This is a genomic window from Nitrospirillum amazonense (genome assembly GCF_029594735.1).
In the GTDB taxonomy this organism is placed as follows: Bacteria; Pseudomonadota; Alphaproteobacteria; order Azospirillales; family Azospirillaceae; genus Nitrospirillum; species Nitrospirillum amazonense.
In genome coordinates this window covers 1,381,789-1,395,378 of record NZ_JARPAF010000002.1, presented here as the reverse complement: position 1 = coordinate 1,395,378, position 13,590 = coordinate 1,381,789, and the positions used below count along the sequence as shown (strand labels likewise).

Genomic DNA, 13,590 nt, shown 5'->3' with positions numbered 1-13,590 from the left:
GGGCCCCGTTCGAACGCCGTTCGGGTAGGACCCACCATCCCGCCCCAGTACGGGGCAGGTTCATATAATCATGAAGGCGTTAACCCTTCCTTTCAACAAAATCGGGCCAACAAAATCGGGGGAAGGCGCCCCGCCTCGCTCCCCCCTCAGCTGAGGGGACGGCCGAAAAACAGGGTATAGCCGTCGGGATCCCTCAGTTCAAAGCCGCGCAGGCCGTCCCCCGTGTCCTGCAGCGGTACGGAAAAGACGACGCCGCGCCCCAGGAATTCAGCGGCGAGCACGTCCGGTTCGTCGGTATTGACGTACGAGTCCCAGCGCGCGTTGGCCGCCCGTGCGGGGTTGGGCACCGGTTCCACCTCCACCGACTTCAGGAACAGCATGGCGCCATCCCGCACGACGATGGCGAAGAAGGGCGCCTCTTGCGGGGACATGTGCATGACCGTGAACCCCAGCGCGTCGCGGTAGAACGCCGCCGACGCCACCACATCCCGCACGATGAAGAATGGCGCCATGCCGTTCAGGATGGCGCGCGCGGTCATGATGGCAGCGCCAGCACGCGCTGGGCGGCGGCCACGCCCGTCTCATAGGCGCCGGGCAGCCAGCCGGGCCAGGTGAGCGAACAGGCCTCGCCGGCGAAGCACAGCCGGTCGCCCACAGGCTCCGACAGGATGCGGCGCGCCTCGGCATGGCCCGGCTTGGCCGCGGTCATGGCGCCCAGGGAATAGGGGTCGGCGCCCCACCGGCTGACGTGCCAGGCGGTGGCCTGCCGGCGGGTAAGCGATCCGAAGACGTCGGCCACGGCGTCGCGCACCAGGTCCACCGCCTCCTGATCCTTGGCCGTTTCCAGCTGGCGGGCCAGGTCGCCGCCCACCGTGGCGATGGCCAATTCCCGGCCGAAGGGGCGCAGGCACAGATCCAGCACACGGCCGTCGCCGCGCACCTGGTCCAGGGCGGTGAAGGGGTCGCAATCCAGGCTGTCGGGCTTGTAGCCCAGCGCGATGCGGTTGACCAAGCCGGTGGTCAGGCCGTCGAACGCGGTGCGCACGCCCTCCGGCAAGGGCGGGTCGAAGGTAACGCCGCCCGAGGCCAGCACCGAAATGGGCACGGTGATGATGGCGGCATCGGCGCTGACCACGCCCTTGGGTGTGGTGACCCGCACACCGCTGCCCGACCAGTCGATGCGGCTGACGGGACTGGACAGGGTGATCTTGACGTCGCGCGCCATGTCCTTGGCCAGGCTGGCGACGGCGGTGCCGATGCCGCGCGGGAACCACAGCGCCGCCTCCGCATCCGGTCGGCGCGCGGCGTCCAGGCTGGACAGGTCCTTCAGCTCGACGCCGAAGTCCAGGGGCCCCACCAGGGCGGTGGCCAGCTGGCCCAGGTTCCCCAGGTCAGGCACCAGTTCGGCGGCCGAGCGGTCGACCTGGGCGCGGCCGGCCTCCTTCACCGCCCGCTCCAGCCGGTCGATGGCGTCGGCGGCCGCCGCATCGGTGTCGGCGTCGGCCTCCTTGGCGTCGAAGAACAGCAGGTCGTCGGCGCCGTCGTCCGGCACTGTTTCCATGCCGCGCTCATCCAGCAGGCGGCGCAGGGGATTGTCGGCCGTGGCTTCCAGCGAGCCACAGCCGATATCGTAAGGGAAACCGAAGGGCTTGGACTCCGTCCAGGCCCTGCCGCCCACACGGGCGCGGGCCTCCAGCACGGTGACCTCGGCCCCGGCCTGCCGCAGGGTGCCGGCAGCCGCCAGTCCGGCCAGGCCGGCCCCGATGACCACGACCGTGCGGCCGGGACGGATAGGTGCCGGACGGCTGGCCACCGCCCCCGCCAAGCCGGGCAGGCCGCCCGTCAGCAAGGGCGCCAACGCCAGTCCGCCAACCAGGCCGCGCCGCGACAGCCCGGCGCCTGCCAAGAAACCCGGTGATCGGGAAGAACCCGACATGTCACGCCTTCCGACTTACCATCTTCGGCGGGGATGATACCGCCCAGGAAGCGGCCCTGTCACCGCGCCATCCGGCGGATGCGCCATTTCGTCCTTTCAGGATAAGGGCTTCGTCCTCAAGCGCGGGAAGCCGCCATTAGCCCAGGGCGGAGGTGGTGACGGCGCGGTTCTGCTCACGCGTCTTCTGGAAGCGGATCTTGGGATAATCCTCCTGCGCGCGGTTCAGCTGCCAGCTGTTGCGCGCCAGGAAGACCAGGGCCCCGTCGTGATCCTCCGCCAGGGCGGAGCGGTTGCTGTCCAGGAAGGACTTCAGCACCACCGGGTCATCGCATTCGATCCAGCGGGCCGAATCATAACCGCATGATTCGAACTTGGCCTTGATGTCGTATTCGGCATCGATGCGGGCGGCCAGCACCTCGAACTGCAGCGGACCGACGACGCCCACCACCCAGTCGGCACCGATCAGCGGCTTGAACACCTGGCTGGCGCCCTCCTCCGCGAAATGCTCCAGCGCCTTGCGCAGGTGCTTCATCTTCATGGGGTCGTCCAGCTTCACCCGCTGCAGCAGTTCAGGCGCGAAGCTGGGCACGCCGGTGTAGCGCAGGTCCTCGCCCTCGGTCAGTGTGTCGCCGATGCGCAGCGTGCCGTGGTTGGGAATGCCGATGATGTCGCCGGGATAGGCGTCCTCCGCCAGTTCCCGGTCGCGGGCCAGGAACAGCACAGCGTTGTTGACCGCCAGCAGCTTGCCCGAGCGCATGTGCTTCAGCTTCACGCCCCGGCGGAAATGGCCGGAGCACAGGCGGAAGAAGGCGATGCGATCGCGGTGGTTGGGGTCCATGTTGGCCTGGACCTTGAACACGAAGCCGGTGACCTTGGGCTCCTCCGGCTGCACCGTGCGGCTGTCGGCCTGCTGCGGCCGTGGCGACGGCGCGTAGGCCGCCAGGCCCAGCAGCAGCTCGCGCACGCCGAAGTTATTGATGGCGCTGCCGAAGAACACCGGGGTCTGGTGGCCTTCGCGATAGGTTTCCAGGTCGAAGGGCGGGCACAGTTCCCGCACCATGGCCACGTCCTCGCGCAGCTTGGCCACCTGGTCGGCGGGCAGCAGCTCATCCAGCTTGGGATCGTCCAGGCCGTCGCACTGGATGCCCTCGCTGGCGACGTCGCCTTGGCGGCGGTCCAGCAGGACCAGCCGGTCGCGGATCAGGTCATAGCAGCCGCGGAAGTCAGGGCCGGAACCGATGGGCCAGGAACCGGGCGTCACCTCCAGCTGCAGGTCGCGCTCCACCTCGTCCATCAGGTCGAAGGGGTCGCGGGCCTCGCGGTCCATCTTGTTGACGAAGGTGATGATGGGCACGTTGCGCAGGCGGCAGACCTCGAACAGCTTGCGGGTCTGCGCCTCGATGCCCTTGGCGGCGTCGATGACCATGACCGCGCTGTCCACGGCCGTCAGCGTGCGGTAGGTGTCTTCGGAAAAGTCTTCGTGGCCCGGCGTGTCCACCAGGTTGAAGGTGCGGTCGGCATAATCGAAGTTCATCACCGACGCGGTGACGGAGATGCCACGCTCCCGCTCCACCTTCATCCAGTCCGACCGGGCGCGCCGCTGCTCGCCGCGCGCCTTGACCGCGCCCGCCATCTGGATGGCGCCGCCGAACAGCAGCAGCTTTTCCGTCAGCGTGGTCTTGCCGGCGTCGGGGTGCGCGATGATGGCGAACGTCCGACGGTTATGGACTTCCTGGAGGAGCGCGCTCATGGGACCAAACGTAAGGCTGAAGTCTTAAAAGGCGAAAACGGGGCCGTCCGGTGCTGGACGGCCCCGTCATCAAACGCGGGACTTAATTGGCGGAAGAACGCGGGCGACGCAAGCCCCCCGTCCCGCCGTCACCCTGCACCCGGGCCGGGCGCGGGCCGTTGCTGTGCTTGCGGGCCCCATCGCGGGCCGGCTTGGCGCCGTCCAGCGGGTGGTAACCGCCACCATTGCCGCCGCCGTGGCCGGCGCCATGGGCGCGGGCCGGGCGGTCCTGCCGATGGCCTTCGCCGCGATGCTGGCCTTCGGAACGGGGATGGCCGTCACGGGGGCCGCCGAACTTCTTGAAGCCGCCTTCCGGACGATCGCCGCGTTCACCGCGCGGGCCCTCGCCCCGGGGGCCCTCGGCGCGGAAGCCACCTTCCGGCTTCCGGTCGCCACCGAAGCCGCCCTGCTTGAAGCCACCCTGCTTGAAACCGCCACCATGGCCGCCGAACGACTTGCGCGGGCGGCCACCGGGGGTGCCGCCGGGACCGCCGGCCGGACGCTTGGGCAGCTCACGCGGCTCCAGGCCCGGGATGACGTGCTCAACGGCGCGGGTCTGGGTGTAGCCCTCGATGCCACGCACCAGGCCCCACTCATGACGGGTGTACAGGCTGAAGGCATTGCCGGTGTTGCCGGCGCGGCCGGTACGGCCGATGCGGTGCACATAGTCCTCGGCCTGGCGCGGCAGGTCGAAGTTGATGACGTGGGTCACGTCCGGCACGTCGATGCCGCGGGCGGCCACGTCGGTGGCCACCAGCAGGCGGACACGACCGTTGCGCAGGGCCTGGACGGTGCGGTTACGCTCCTGCTGGCGCATGTCGCCGTGCAGGGGGGCGGCGGCATAGCCCATTTCCGACAGGCTGTCGGCCAGGCGGTCGGCGTCGCGCTTGGTGGCGGCGAAGACGATGCCCTTGTTCATGGACGGGTCGGCCACCAGGTGGGCCAGCAACTTTTCCTTATGCTCCAGGCCGTCGGCCCGCAGGAAGCGCTGCTCGATGGCGCTGACGTTGACGCTGCCGCCGGCAACGTCAACGCGCTCCGGGTTCTTCAGCAGGTTGCCGGCCAGGCGCACCATGGCCTTGTCCACCGTGGCGGTGAACAGCAGGGTCTGGCGGTTTTCCGGGCAGGCGTTGGCGATCATCTCCACGGGCTCCAGGAAGCCCATGTCCAGCATGCGGTCGGCCTCGTCCAGCACCAGCATCTCGACGGTGGAGAGATCCAGGCGCCCGCGCTCCAGATGGTCGATCAGGCGGCCGGGGGTGGCGACCACCAGGTCGACCCGGCGGCGCAGCATCTCCAGCTGCTGGCGGTAGGGCATGCCGCCCAGGATGGCCAGGGTGTGGATGCGGCTGTACTTGGAATAGCCGCGGACGGCGTCCATCACCTGGGTCGCCAGCTCACGCGTGGGGGTCAGCACCAGCAGGCGGGGCCCGAAGGTCTGCAGGCCCTCGGCGCTCAGCGGGCGCGGGGTGGTGGCCATGCGGTGCAGCGCCGGCAGCACGAAGGCCGCGGTCTTGCCGGTACCGGTGTTGGCGGACGCGATCAGGTCGCGGCCAGCCAGGGCGACGGGGATGGCCCGCTCCTGGATGGGGGTGGGGTACTGGTAGCCGACTTCTTCCAGCGCCTTGGTCAGGGCGGGGGCCAGGCCCAGGTCGGCGAAAGTGGCGCGGCCGTCATTGGCGGCGTCCAGCTCGACGGTGTCGAGGATTTCGGTTTCGGTCACTTCGGTATTGGCGGCAACGGGCAAATCCAAGGGACTTTCCTTCACATAGCAAAACAGCGCCGCGCCCCTCCCGCCCGGGAAAGGCACGCGAACAAACAAGCCGGCACCGCGCCCGCCGAACAAACGGCAGGCGGCACCAGCCAACGAAAGAGCGGCGCAACGTCGGAACGTGTGGAAAGCCGGACCTATCCGGCAATCACAACCCCGAAAGAAGCGGGGCTATGGAAGCGGCGCTGGCGTCGCCCCCTGGAAAGCGGAGACGACCATAACCATGCGCCAGGGGGCCCCTCGGCCACTCAGGCGAGGCGGACCATACGGGGGCGGCCGACAAAAGCCAAGGATTCCGTGACATGCCGCAACGCAACGCAGCGTGGCGCCAGACGCACAGGGTCGCCCCTTATAAATCCGGTCCCTCTCGCAGCAAACGCGCCGCCACCTTTTTCACCGCGGCCTTGGCGGCGTCCGTCGCGGTGGCGTTGGTCAGGATGGTGACACCCTGGCGGCGCCCGGGATCCAGATAGGCAACGGTGAAGATGCCCTCCGCCCCGCCCCAGTGCTCCCACCGGTCCGCGCCGTCCAGGGGTCCCATCATCCAGCCCAGGCCCTGGCCGCTCAGCCAGCCGGGCAGGTTCGGTGCCGGCTGGCGCGTCAGCATCTGCGCCATCGTGCCGGCCGGCAGCACGCGCGCGCCCTCCGCCGCGCCATCGTTGGCGCAGGCGGCGATGTAGCGGGTGAAATCGGCGGCGGAGGATTGCAGCATGCCGGCCGACCAGTCGGGGAAGCCCATGGTGGCAACGGGCTTGCCACCCTCGTACGGTGTGGCGGCCAGGACGGGCGGCACCTCGCCCAAGGTCCAATAGCTGTGGTGCAGGCCCAAGGGCGCCATCAGGAACTGGCGTATGGCCATGCGCGCGTCGAAGCCGCCGACGCGGCCAGCGACATAACCCAGCAGGGCGAAACCGACATTGGAATAGTCCCAGGCCTCCCCCGGGGCGGCGGCGTAGCAGCCGTTCGCATCATAATAAGTGCCGCCCGGCATCAGGTAGCCCACCAGCATGTCGCGCAGCGCCAGCGGCGTGTCGCCGCCCCGGTGCCGGAAATCCACCGCGTAGTACTTTTCGTCCGAAATGCCGGAGGTGTGGGTCAGCAAGTGGCGCAGCGTGATGACGGCATCGGGGTGGTGCGGGTTCACCACGGGAAAGTCGAGATGGGCCGCCACCGGGTCATCGAGGGTCAGGCGACCCTGCCCCGCCAGGCGGAGGATGGCCGCCGCCGTGATGGTCTTGGTAATGGAGGCGATGGCGAACACCGTGTCCGGCGTCACCGGCCGGCGGCGGGCCACGTCGGCATAACCGTAGCCGCGGACGAAGCGTACCCGCCCCTCCCGGGCATAGCCCACCGCCGCCCCCGGAATGCCGGCCTGGGCCAGGGTGATGCGGATGTCGTGGTCCAGGTGGACGGGGATTTGGGCCCATGCCGGGCGTGCCATCAGGGCCCCCGCGGCCGCGGCGATCACATGACGGCGCGTCGGTTTCATACTTACCCCTCCCCTGATTCTGGACACCCCGGTTCGATCCGCCTATGATCTGTAGGTGCCTACATATTTGTCAAGGAACCTGTCGCCCGTGCCCCCATCCGATGAGATCACACCGCCGGAGGATTATTCCCGCCGCCTGGGCGGCGCGGCGCTGGGCGCCCGCTTGCGGCGCCTGTCAGAAACGATAGACGGCGACGCCACCCGTACCTACGACGCCTTGGGCGTCACGTTCGAGCAGCGCTGGTTCGGCGTGCTGAACCAGCTGGTGCTGAACGGCCCCCTGACGGTGGGGGAGCTGGCCAGCCGCCTGCGCATCACCCACGTCTCCGTCAGCCAGACGCGCGCCTCATTGGAGAAGGCCGGCCTGGCCCAGACCACCGCCGATCCGGATGACGCGCGCCGCCGGCGCCTAGCCCTGACTCCGGCGGGGACGGCGCTGGTGGAACGGCTGCGTCCCTTGTGGCGGGCGCTGGAGGCGGCGGCGCTGGACCTGGATGCCGAAGCGCAGGCCGTGACCGCGGCCCTCGACCGGCTGGAGGACGCGCTGGCCCGCCGCAGCCTCTACCAGCGGGTCCTGGATCATCTGGCCGGGGAGACGGCATAAGACATAGGGGAGCCGCTACACTCTTGCGCCGGCCCGGCCCCGTCGTCCATGGTCCGCCGCCATGAAACGCCGCGCCTCCATCCCCCGACGGCCCGCCCAGCCCGCGTTGCTGCTGGGGCCCTTGCTGCTGGCCCGGGGTGGCCAGGGCGACCGCTGGCGCATCAGCGCCGTGATCGTCACGGACGGGGAGGATGAGCCGCCAGACTTGACGGTCGGCGGCGTGGGCCTGCCCGTGCCGCCCCGCTGGCTGGGGAAGCTGCCCGAGGGCAAGGGCGCCGCCTGGCGCTACGACTTCGCCGTGCCCCGGGGTGCGCAGGATGGGCGGGCGGACTACGGCTTCCTGGACCTCGGCAGGCCCTGGTCCTTCGCCGTGCCCGGCATGGCGGTGCCGCCGCGCGTGGCGCTGGCCGATGCCGGGGACGACGCCCCGTTTGCCTTCTCCCCCTCAGGCCCCTCCGCCTGGTCGGCCCTGCAGTCCCGCCATCGGACGCAGCCGTTCCACCTGTTCGTGCTCAGTGGCCTGGTGCCGCGCGGCCTGGCGCCGGACGGCACGCTGGCCGGCCCCGCCCAGGCGGAACGCCGCGCCCTGATGGCCAGCGTGCCCCACCTGGCGGCCTGGACCGGTCCGGGGACGCATCATGGCAGGGCGGCGGGCCCCCGCGCCCTGCACCGCCTGCTGGCCCAAGGGCTGGGGGCGGAGGACAAGGCAGAGAACGCCTGGGCCGGTGCCGACGACCTAGTGCAGGGCCTGACGCTGAACCGCCTGGGCGTGCTGGCGCTTGATGCCGCCGCCGACCCGGATATGCTGGCGGAGCGGCTGGACCGGTTGCGCGGCTGCCGCGCAGCCTTGGTGCTGACACGCGGCCCCGGCGCCCCCATCACCGGCTGGCGCGCCCACCTGGCCCGCTTGCGTCCCGGCAGCAGCGCCAGGGACACCCTGACGCCGGCACTGGACCGCTTCCGCGATGCCGCCGCCATGGAGATCGTGCATCTGCGTCCCGGCACGCCGCCAACGGCGGAGGAAGCTTGCCGCCTGCTGCCCTCCCTGGCCACGGACGCCCGCTGGCTGGAGGCGCGGCTGGGGACCCGGGGCCTTGAGCTGACGGTGCAGGAGGCACGACCGGCCACCACCCCCGCTGATTTTTCCGACCGCGGCCGGTAGAAATCGCGGGCCACGCCTGCGCCCATGCCGGTTGACCCCGGTGGCGCGCAGGGTCCAGCTTGGCGTCGCGATAATCCACATCCACCAAACCCACCGCGTCAGGCGTCCCGAGGCTTTCCGCCGCCGGGGACCGCCTCACATGACGGAGTTCGCCATGGTCGGCGCCCTTGCCATGCTGGTGGTCTGCCAGCTCATCGGGGAAATCGTGGTGCATGGCCTGCACCTGCCCATCCCCGGGCCCGTGCTGGGCCTGCTGCTGCTGGTCGCCTGGTTCGCCTGGCGCGGCGGCCCGACCCAGACCATGGGCACCACCGCCGACGTCATCCTCAGCAACCTGTCGCTGCTGTTTGTGCCGGCGGCCGTTGGCATCGTGCAGCACGGCCAGCGCTTCCTGACCCAGGGACCGGCCATCGTAACCGCCCTGTTCGCCAGTTCCATCCTGACCATCGCCGTCACGGCCTATGCCTTCCTGTGGGCGGACAGGCGCTTCGGCGGAAAGGGGGCGGCACCGGCGGCCCCCGCCAGCCATGATCCTTTCGACACCGATACGAACGGCGGAGCCGGGGGTGCCTCATGATGAGCAAGAAGGGTCTGGGCGACATCTGGGTCTACCTGTCGGCCAGCCCGCTGTTGTGGCTGGCCGCGACGCTGGTGGCCTATCTCGTCGGCGTGCGGATCTACACCCGCACCAACCGCAACCCCTTCGCCAACCCGGTGGCGCTGGCGGCACTGTTCCTGGTCATCCTGCTGGTGGTCACGGACACGCCCTACACCACCTATTTCAATGGCGCGCAGTTCATCCATTTCCTGCTGGGCCCCGCGACGGTGGCCCTGGCCGTGCCGCTGTGGCGCCACCGTGCCGACGTGCGCCGGGGCGCTCTGCCCCTGACCATCGCCATGGTGGCCGGTTCCATAACCGCCGCCGCCTCGGCCGTCTTCGTCGCCCACGTGCTGGGGGCGGACAGGGAAACGGTGCTGTCGCTGGCGCCCAAGTCGGTCACCACGCCCATCGCCATGGGCATTTCGGAGAGCATCGGCGGCATCCCCTCGCTGACGGCCGCCATGGTCATGGTGACCGGCATCATCGGCGCGGTGTTCGGCCCGCTACTGTTGCGCTGGCTGAAGATCCGCGATGACAGGGCCAAGGGCCTGTCCATGGGCATGGCGGCCCACGGCGTGGGCACCGCCATCTCCTATACCATGAGCCCGCTGGCCGGCAGTTTCGCGGGCATCGCCATGGCCCTGAACGGCCTGATCACCGCCCTCGCGGTACCGCTGCTGCTGGCTTTGCTGCTCTGAGCCTCAGGCGCCCTTCCCTCAGGCGCCCCCTCAGGCGCCCTTGCGCAGGATGAACAGCAGTCCATCCACCGGCCGCCCCTTCTCCCAGCGTGGCGCCACCGGCGCCAGGTGCTCCACATCCAGGCCCGCGCCGCCGGCGGCCGCCAGCACATGCTCCCGCGCGTGAGCATAGCGGCGGCTTTCCCGCAGGGCGTAGGGCCCCTCACCCGACCAGCGCTCCACCGTCGCGGCGAAACGACCGCCGGGCTTAAGCGCCCCGGCCGCCGCCTGGAACACCGGCGCCAGATCGCCCAGGTAGACCAGCACATCGGCCGCCAGCACCAGGTCCCAGGCACCCGGCGCCTCCGCCAGAGCGCCCATCAGGTCGGCGTCCCACAGCCGATCGTACAGGCCACGGGCGCGGGCGTGCTCCACCATGCGCGGTGACAGGTCGACACCGGCCAGGAACCGGGCCAGCGGCTTGACCTCCACACCCCCCAGGCCCGTGCCGCACCCAATGTCCAGGATGTCCAGCCCAGCCCCAACCCCCACCGTGTCCAGCGCCTGGCGCAGTAACTGCGGCGCCTGATAACGCAGCTTCTGCGTCAGGTCGGTGTCGAAACGGTCGGCGTAGCGATCGAACAGCGCCTTCACATACGTTGGTGTCAGGTCGGCGCCCCCGGTGGCCATGGCGGCCTCCAACGCCGCCAGCAGCCGGGCAGCGCCGCCGGCATCCTCAGGATCGGCTTCCAGCGCCTGGTGCCAGCAGCGCGCCGCCTTCTCCCCCTCCGCCAAAGCGGCCCACGCGCGGCCTTGCAGCACCAGGGCGCCGGCGCGGGCTGGGTCGGCCGGATGGGCGTGGGCCAGCAGCGGCTCCAGCATCTCCACCGCCGTCAGCGGGTCGCCGGCGTCCACCAGCACTTGCCCCACCTCGGCGGCCCCGTTCAAGTCGTGGGGCGCCAGGAAACGGGCCTCGCGCGCATGGGCCAAGGCGGCAGCGGTCTGGCCGCGCGCCAGTTGCAGGCGCGCGGCCAGACGGTGGCCGGCCGCGTCATCCGCCCGGCGGGCCAGCGCGGCCGATGCCAGGGCCCAGGCGGCGTCATGGTCACCGGCATCGGCCAGGCAGCACGCTTGGTCCAACGCCCACGAGGTGCGTCCAGGTTCCGCAGCGGCGGCCGCGGCGAACTGGGCGGCGGCCTCCAGGAAGCGGCCCTGGCGGCGCAGCACGGCCCCCAGGGCTCCCCGGGCCTCGGCAGCCTCCGGCGCCAGGGTCACGGCCGCCGTCAGCGCCGCCTCCGCCGCGGCCTCGTCCCCGGCGTCCAGGGCGTCATAGGCCTGCGCCATCCGCTGTTCATAATCGGGAAAGCTATCGGAGGTCATAGTCGGACTCGGAGTTTCAGGGCGTGGGCCGAGGGCCCCTTATGGCCCCTCCATTCCTGGGGGGCAACCCGCGCTATGGCGCTATTTGTAGAGGGGCCCCCAGTTCACACGGGGGCAACATGACGCACGCTAAGGGCTTGGAATCCTGGACCGCATGGGGCATGGTGCCCTCGCTGACAGGGGCGCAGCGTGGCGCGGTTGCCACACTCCGGTCATATTTTTTATTGACCTGCTGCGTTTTGTCTGCAATTGCTATGCGGCCGTTGCATGGATATAGGCCTTACGGTTAGACGGCAACGGTAATTCGACCCATTCGGTTAGGGAGCGGTCACCGCACTGAGTATCGGTGATCTGATGGAATACCCCGCCCGCGAGCGGGGATGTGCTTTGGGGAACCAGCACAGACGCCAGATGGATGTCGCGACGCGAGGTCGTCGACGCCAGTGACGATAGATGGAGGACTCTCATGCAGATCGCGCGCCGCCGGAGCGACGCCCTTCTAGGCCGGGAGTCCGAATCCGAGTCCGCAGGCGCCCTCCGCCTCCGCTCCACTGCCCGTCTCTTCAAGACCGCCATCGCCGGGCTATTCCTCAGCCTGGGTCTGGTCGCCGCTGCCCCCTCCGCCCACGCCGCTTGCCTGGATCACATCCTGCAGGCTGAAAAGGAGGCCGGTGTGCCGTCCGGCCTGTTGCTGGCCGTGGCCCTGGTGGAAAGCGGCCAGTCCATTTCCTCGGAGGCCTATGCCGTCAACGTGAAGGGCACCGCCCATTTCGTGTCGACGCCGACCGCCGCCGCCAAGTATCTGCGCGATCCCAAGGGCAACCTGCGCCAGGACGTGACCGCCGGCTGCATGCAGCTGTCGCTGTCCGACCACAAGGCGGCCTTCCACCCGGTGGAAAAGATCGTCGATCCCAAGGAAAACGTGCAGTACGCGGCCCGCATGCTGGCCCGCCTGCGCGCCACCGCCGGCAGCTGGGCCGCTGCCGTGGCCCGCTACAACGGCGGCAGCGGCAAGACCGCCCATGCCTACGCGTGCAAGGTCCGCAGCAACCTGGTCAGCCTGAACTCCGTCAACGCCTCGCTGATCGATGGCAACGGCTGCAGTGACGAGGAAAGCACGGCGGTCACCCCGCGCACCCGTCGCGTCTACCAGAGCGCCACGACCGAGCCGGTGGGCTGATCCGCCCTTCCCATTTGATCCACCGTTGAACAGGCCGCCCCGTGAGGCGGCCTTTCGCTTTCTGGGTCGCGGCCACGGCGATTGCCGGTGCCGGCCCTTGCTGGCATGCTCCCGCCCCATGAACTACCGCCACGCTTTCCACGCCGGCAACCCGGCCGATGTCATGAAACACGCCATCCTGGCGCTGCTGATGACCCGCCTGACCGCCAAGCCCGCCCCCTTCGCCGTGCTGGACACCCATGCCGGCATCGGACGCTACGATCTGACCGGGGACGAGGCCACACGCACCGGTGAGGCCGCCATGGGCATCCAGCGCCTGCTGCAAGCCGCCGAGGCGGGAACCCTGGGCGCCGCCGCGACCGAAGCGCTGGCCCCCTATCTGGACGCCGTGCGCGCCGCCGCCGGCCAGTCCGCGGGCCCTGTCAGCAGCTATCCGGGATCCCCCTGCCTGGCGCGTGCCTTCCTGCGGGAGAACGACCGGCTGATTCTGGCCGAACTGCATCCGGAAGACGCACAGACCTTGAAAGGCGTGTTCCGGGGCGACCGCCAGGTGGCGGTGCACCACATGGACGGCTGGACGGCATTGAAAGCCCACCTGCCGCCCAAGGAAAAACGCGGCCTGGTGCTGATCGACCCGCCCTTCGAAGCGGCGGACGACTTCGACCGACTGGTGGCCGGCTTGGCCCTGGCGCACGGCCGCTGGCCCACCGGCATCTACGCCCTGTGGTATCCTATCAAGGACCGCGCCGTAAGCTGGCGCCTGCACCAGCGGCTGGAGGACAGTGGCATACCGAAAATCCTGGCAGCCGAATTGACCTGGAACGACGACGCCCGCATGGATCGCCTGAACGGCTCCGGCATGATTTTGGTTAATCCGCCTTGGCAATTGGATGAAACTTTAGGGCAAATGCTGCCGGCTCTGCACGAGGCCCTTGGCTTCACCCAAGGTATCGCCCATGTTGAATGGGTCGCCGGCGAACATATTGCCTAAGGACATAACC

Annotated in this window: 12 protein-coding genes; 6 read left to right on the top strand and 6 right to left on the bottom strand. The window is 69.8% G+C overall.

Translation table 11 applies throughout. The features are described from left to right. Positions 1-146: 146 nt before the first annotated feature. From P5F91_RS12445 to P5F91_RS12425, 5 genes are all read right to left on the bottom strand, one after another. Positions 147-539, bottom strand: a complete 393-nt coding sequence (locus tag P5F91_RS12445; protein ID WP_277907305.1) for a VOC family protein — start codon at positions 537-539, stop codon at positions 147-149. Next, complete coding sequence (locus P5F91_RS12440) at positions 536-1,936, bottom strand: flavin monoamine oxidase family protein (RefSeq protein WP_277907304.1); 1,401 nt, start codon at positions 1,934-1,936, stop codon at positions 536-538. Before P5F91_RS12440 ends, P5F91_RS12445 begins: the two co-directional genes overlap by 4 nt. Before the next feature lie 136 nt (positions 1,937-2,072). Beyond that, complete coding sequence (locus tag P5F91_RS12435) at positions 2,073-3,686, bottom strand: peptide chain release factor 3 (RefSeq protein ID WP_277907303.1); 1,614 nt, start codon at positions 3,684-3,686, stop codon at positions 2,073-2,075. A gap of 82 nt (positions 3,687-3,768) precedes the next feature. After that, positions 3,769-5,478, bottom strand: a complete 1,710-nt coding sequence (locus tag P5F91_RS12430) for a DEAD/DEAH box helicase (RefSeq protein WP_277907302.1) — start codon at positions 5,476-5,478, stop codon at positions 3,769-3,771. 367 nt (positions 5,479-5,845) lie between these two features. Further along, positions 5,846-6,937: a serine hydrolase domain-containing protein gene (locus P5F91_RS12425; protein ID WP_277907301.1), complete on the bottom strand. Its 1,092-nt coding sequence runs from the start codon at positions 6,935-6,937 to the stop codon at positions 5,846-5,848. A 136-nt stretch (positions 6,938-7,073) separates the two neighbouring features. On the opposite strand from P5F91_RS12425, the gene P5F91_RS12420 reads away from it, so the two are divergent. From P5F91_RS12420 to P5F91_RS12405, 4 genes are all read left to right on the top strand, one after another. After that, a complete protein-coding gene (locus P5F91_RS12420; protein ID WP_211106860.1) occupies positions 7,074-7,589 on the top strand; it encodes a MarR family winged helix-turn-helix transcriptional regulator in 516 nt (171 codons plus the stop codon). Positions 7,590-7,650: 61 nt separating this feature from the next. Beyond that, positions 7,651-8,751: a hypothetical protein gene (locus tag P5F91_RS12415; RefSeq protein ID WP_277907300.1), complete on the top strand. Its 1,101-nt coding sequence runs from the start codon at positions 7,651-7,653 to the stop codon at positions 8,749-8,751. 139 nt (positions 8,752-8,890) lie between these two features. Next, complete coding sequence (locus P5F91_RS12410; protein ID WP_211106861.1) at positions 8,891-9,328, top strand: CidA/LrgA family protein; 438 nt, start codon at positions 8,891-8,893, stop codon at positions 9,326-9,328. Next, positions 9,325-10,050: an LrgB family protein gene (locus P5F91_RS12405; protein WP_338424074.1), complete on the top strand. Its 726-nt coding sequence runs from the start codon at positions 9,325-9,327 to the stop codon at positions 10,048-10,050. The genes P5F91_RS12410 and P5F91_RS12405 overlap by 4 nt, the downstream gene beginning before the upstream one ends. 30 nt (positions 10,051-10,080) lie before the next feature. Here P5F91_RS12405 and P5F91_RS12400 read toward each other — a convergent pair whose 3' ends face one another. Further along, positions 10,081-11,409: a methyltransferase gene (locus tag P5F91_RS12400; RefSeq protein WP_145609630.1), complete on the bottom strand. Its 1,329-nt coding sequence runs from the start codon at positions 11,407-11,409 to the stop codon at positions 10,081-10,083. Positions 11,410-11,875: 466 nt separating this feature from the next. Here P5F91_RS12400 and P5F91_RS12395 point away from each other — a divergent pair, with 466 nt between their 5' ends. Continuing rightward, positions 11,876-12,589: a transglycosylase SLT domain-containing protein gene (locus tag P5F91_RS12395; protein ID WP_186454625.1), complete on the top strand. Its 714-nt coding sequence runs from the start codon at positions 11,876-11,878 to the stop codon at positions 12,587-12,589. A gap of 118 nt (positions 12,590-12,707) precedes the next feature. Next, the gene (locus P5F91_RS12390) at positions 12,708-13,580 is read left to right on the top strand and encodes a 23S rRNA (adenine(2030)-N(6))-methyltransferase RlmJ (RefSeq protein WP_145609632.1); all 873 of its coding nucleotides are present in this window, start codon (positions 12,708-12,710) and stop codon (positions 13,578-13,580) included. Positions 13,581-13,590: the final 10 nt, after the last annotated feature.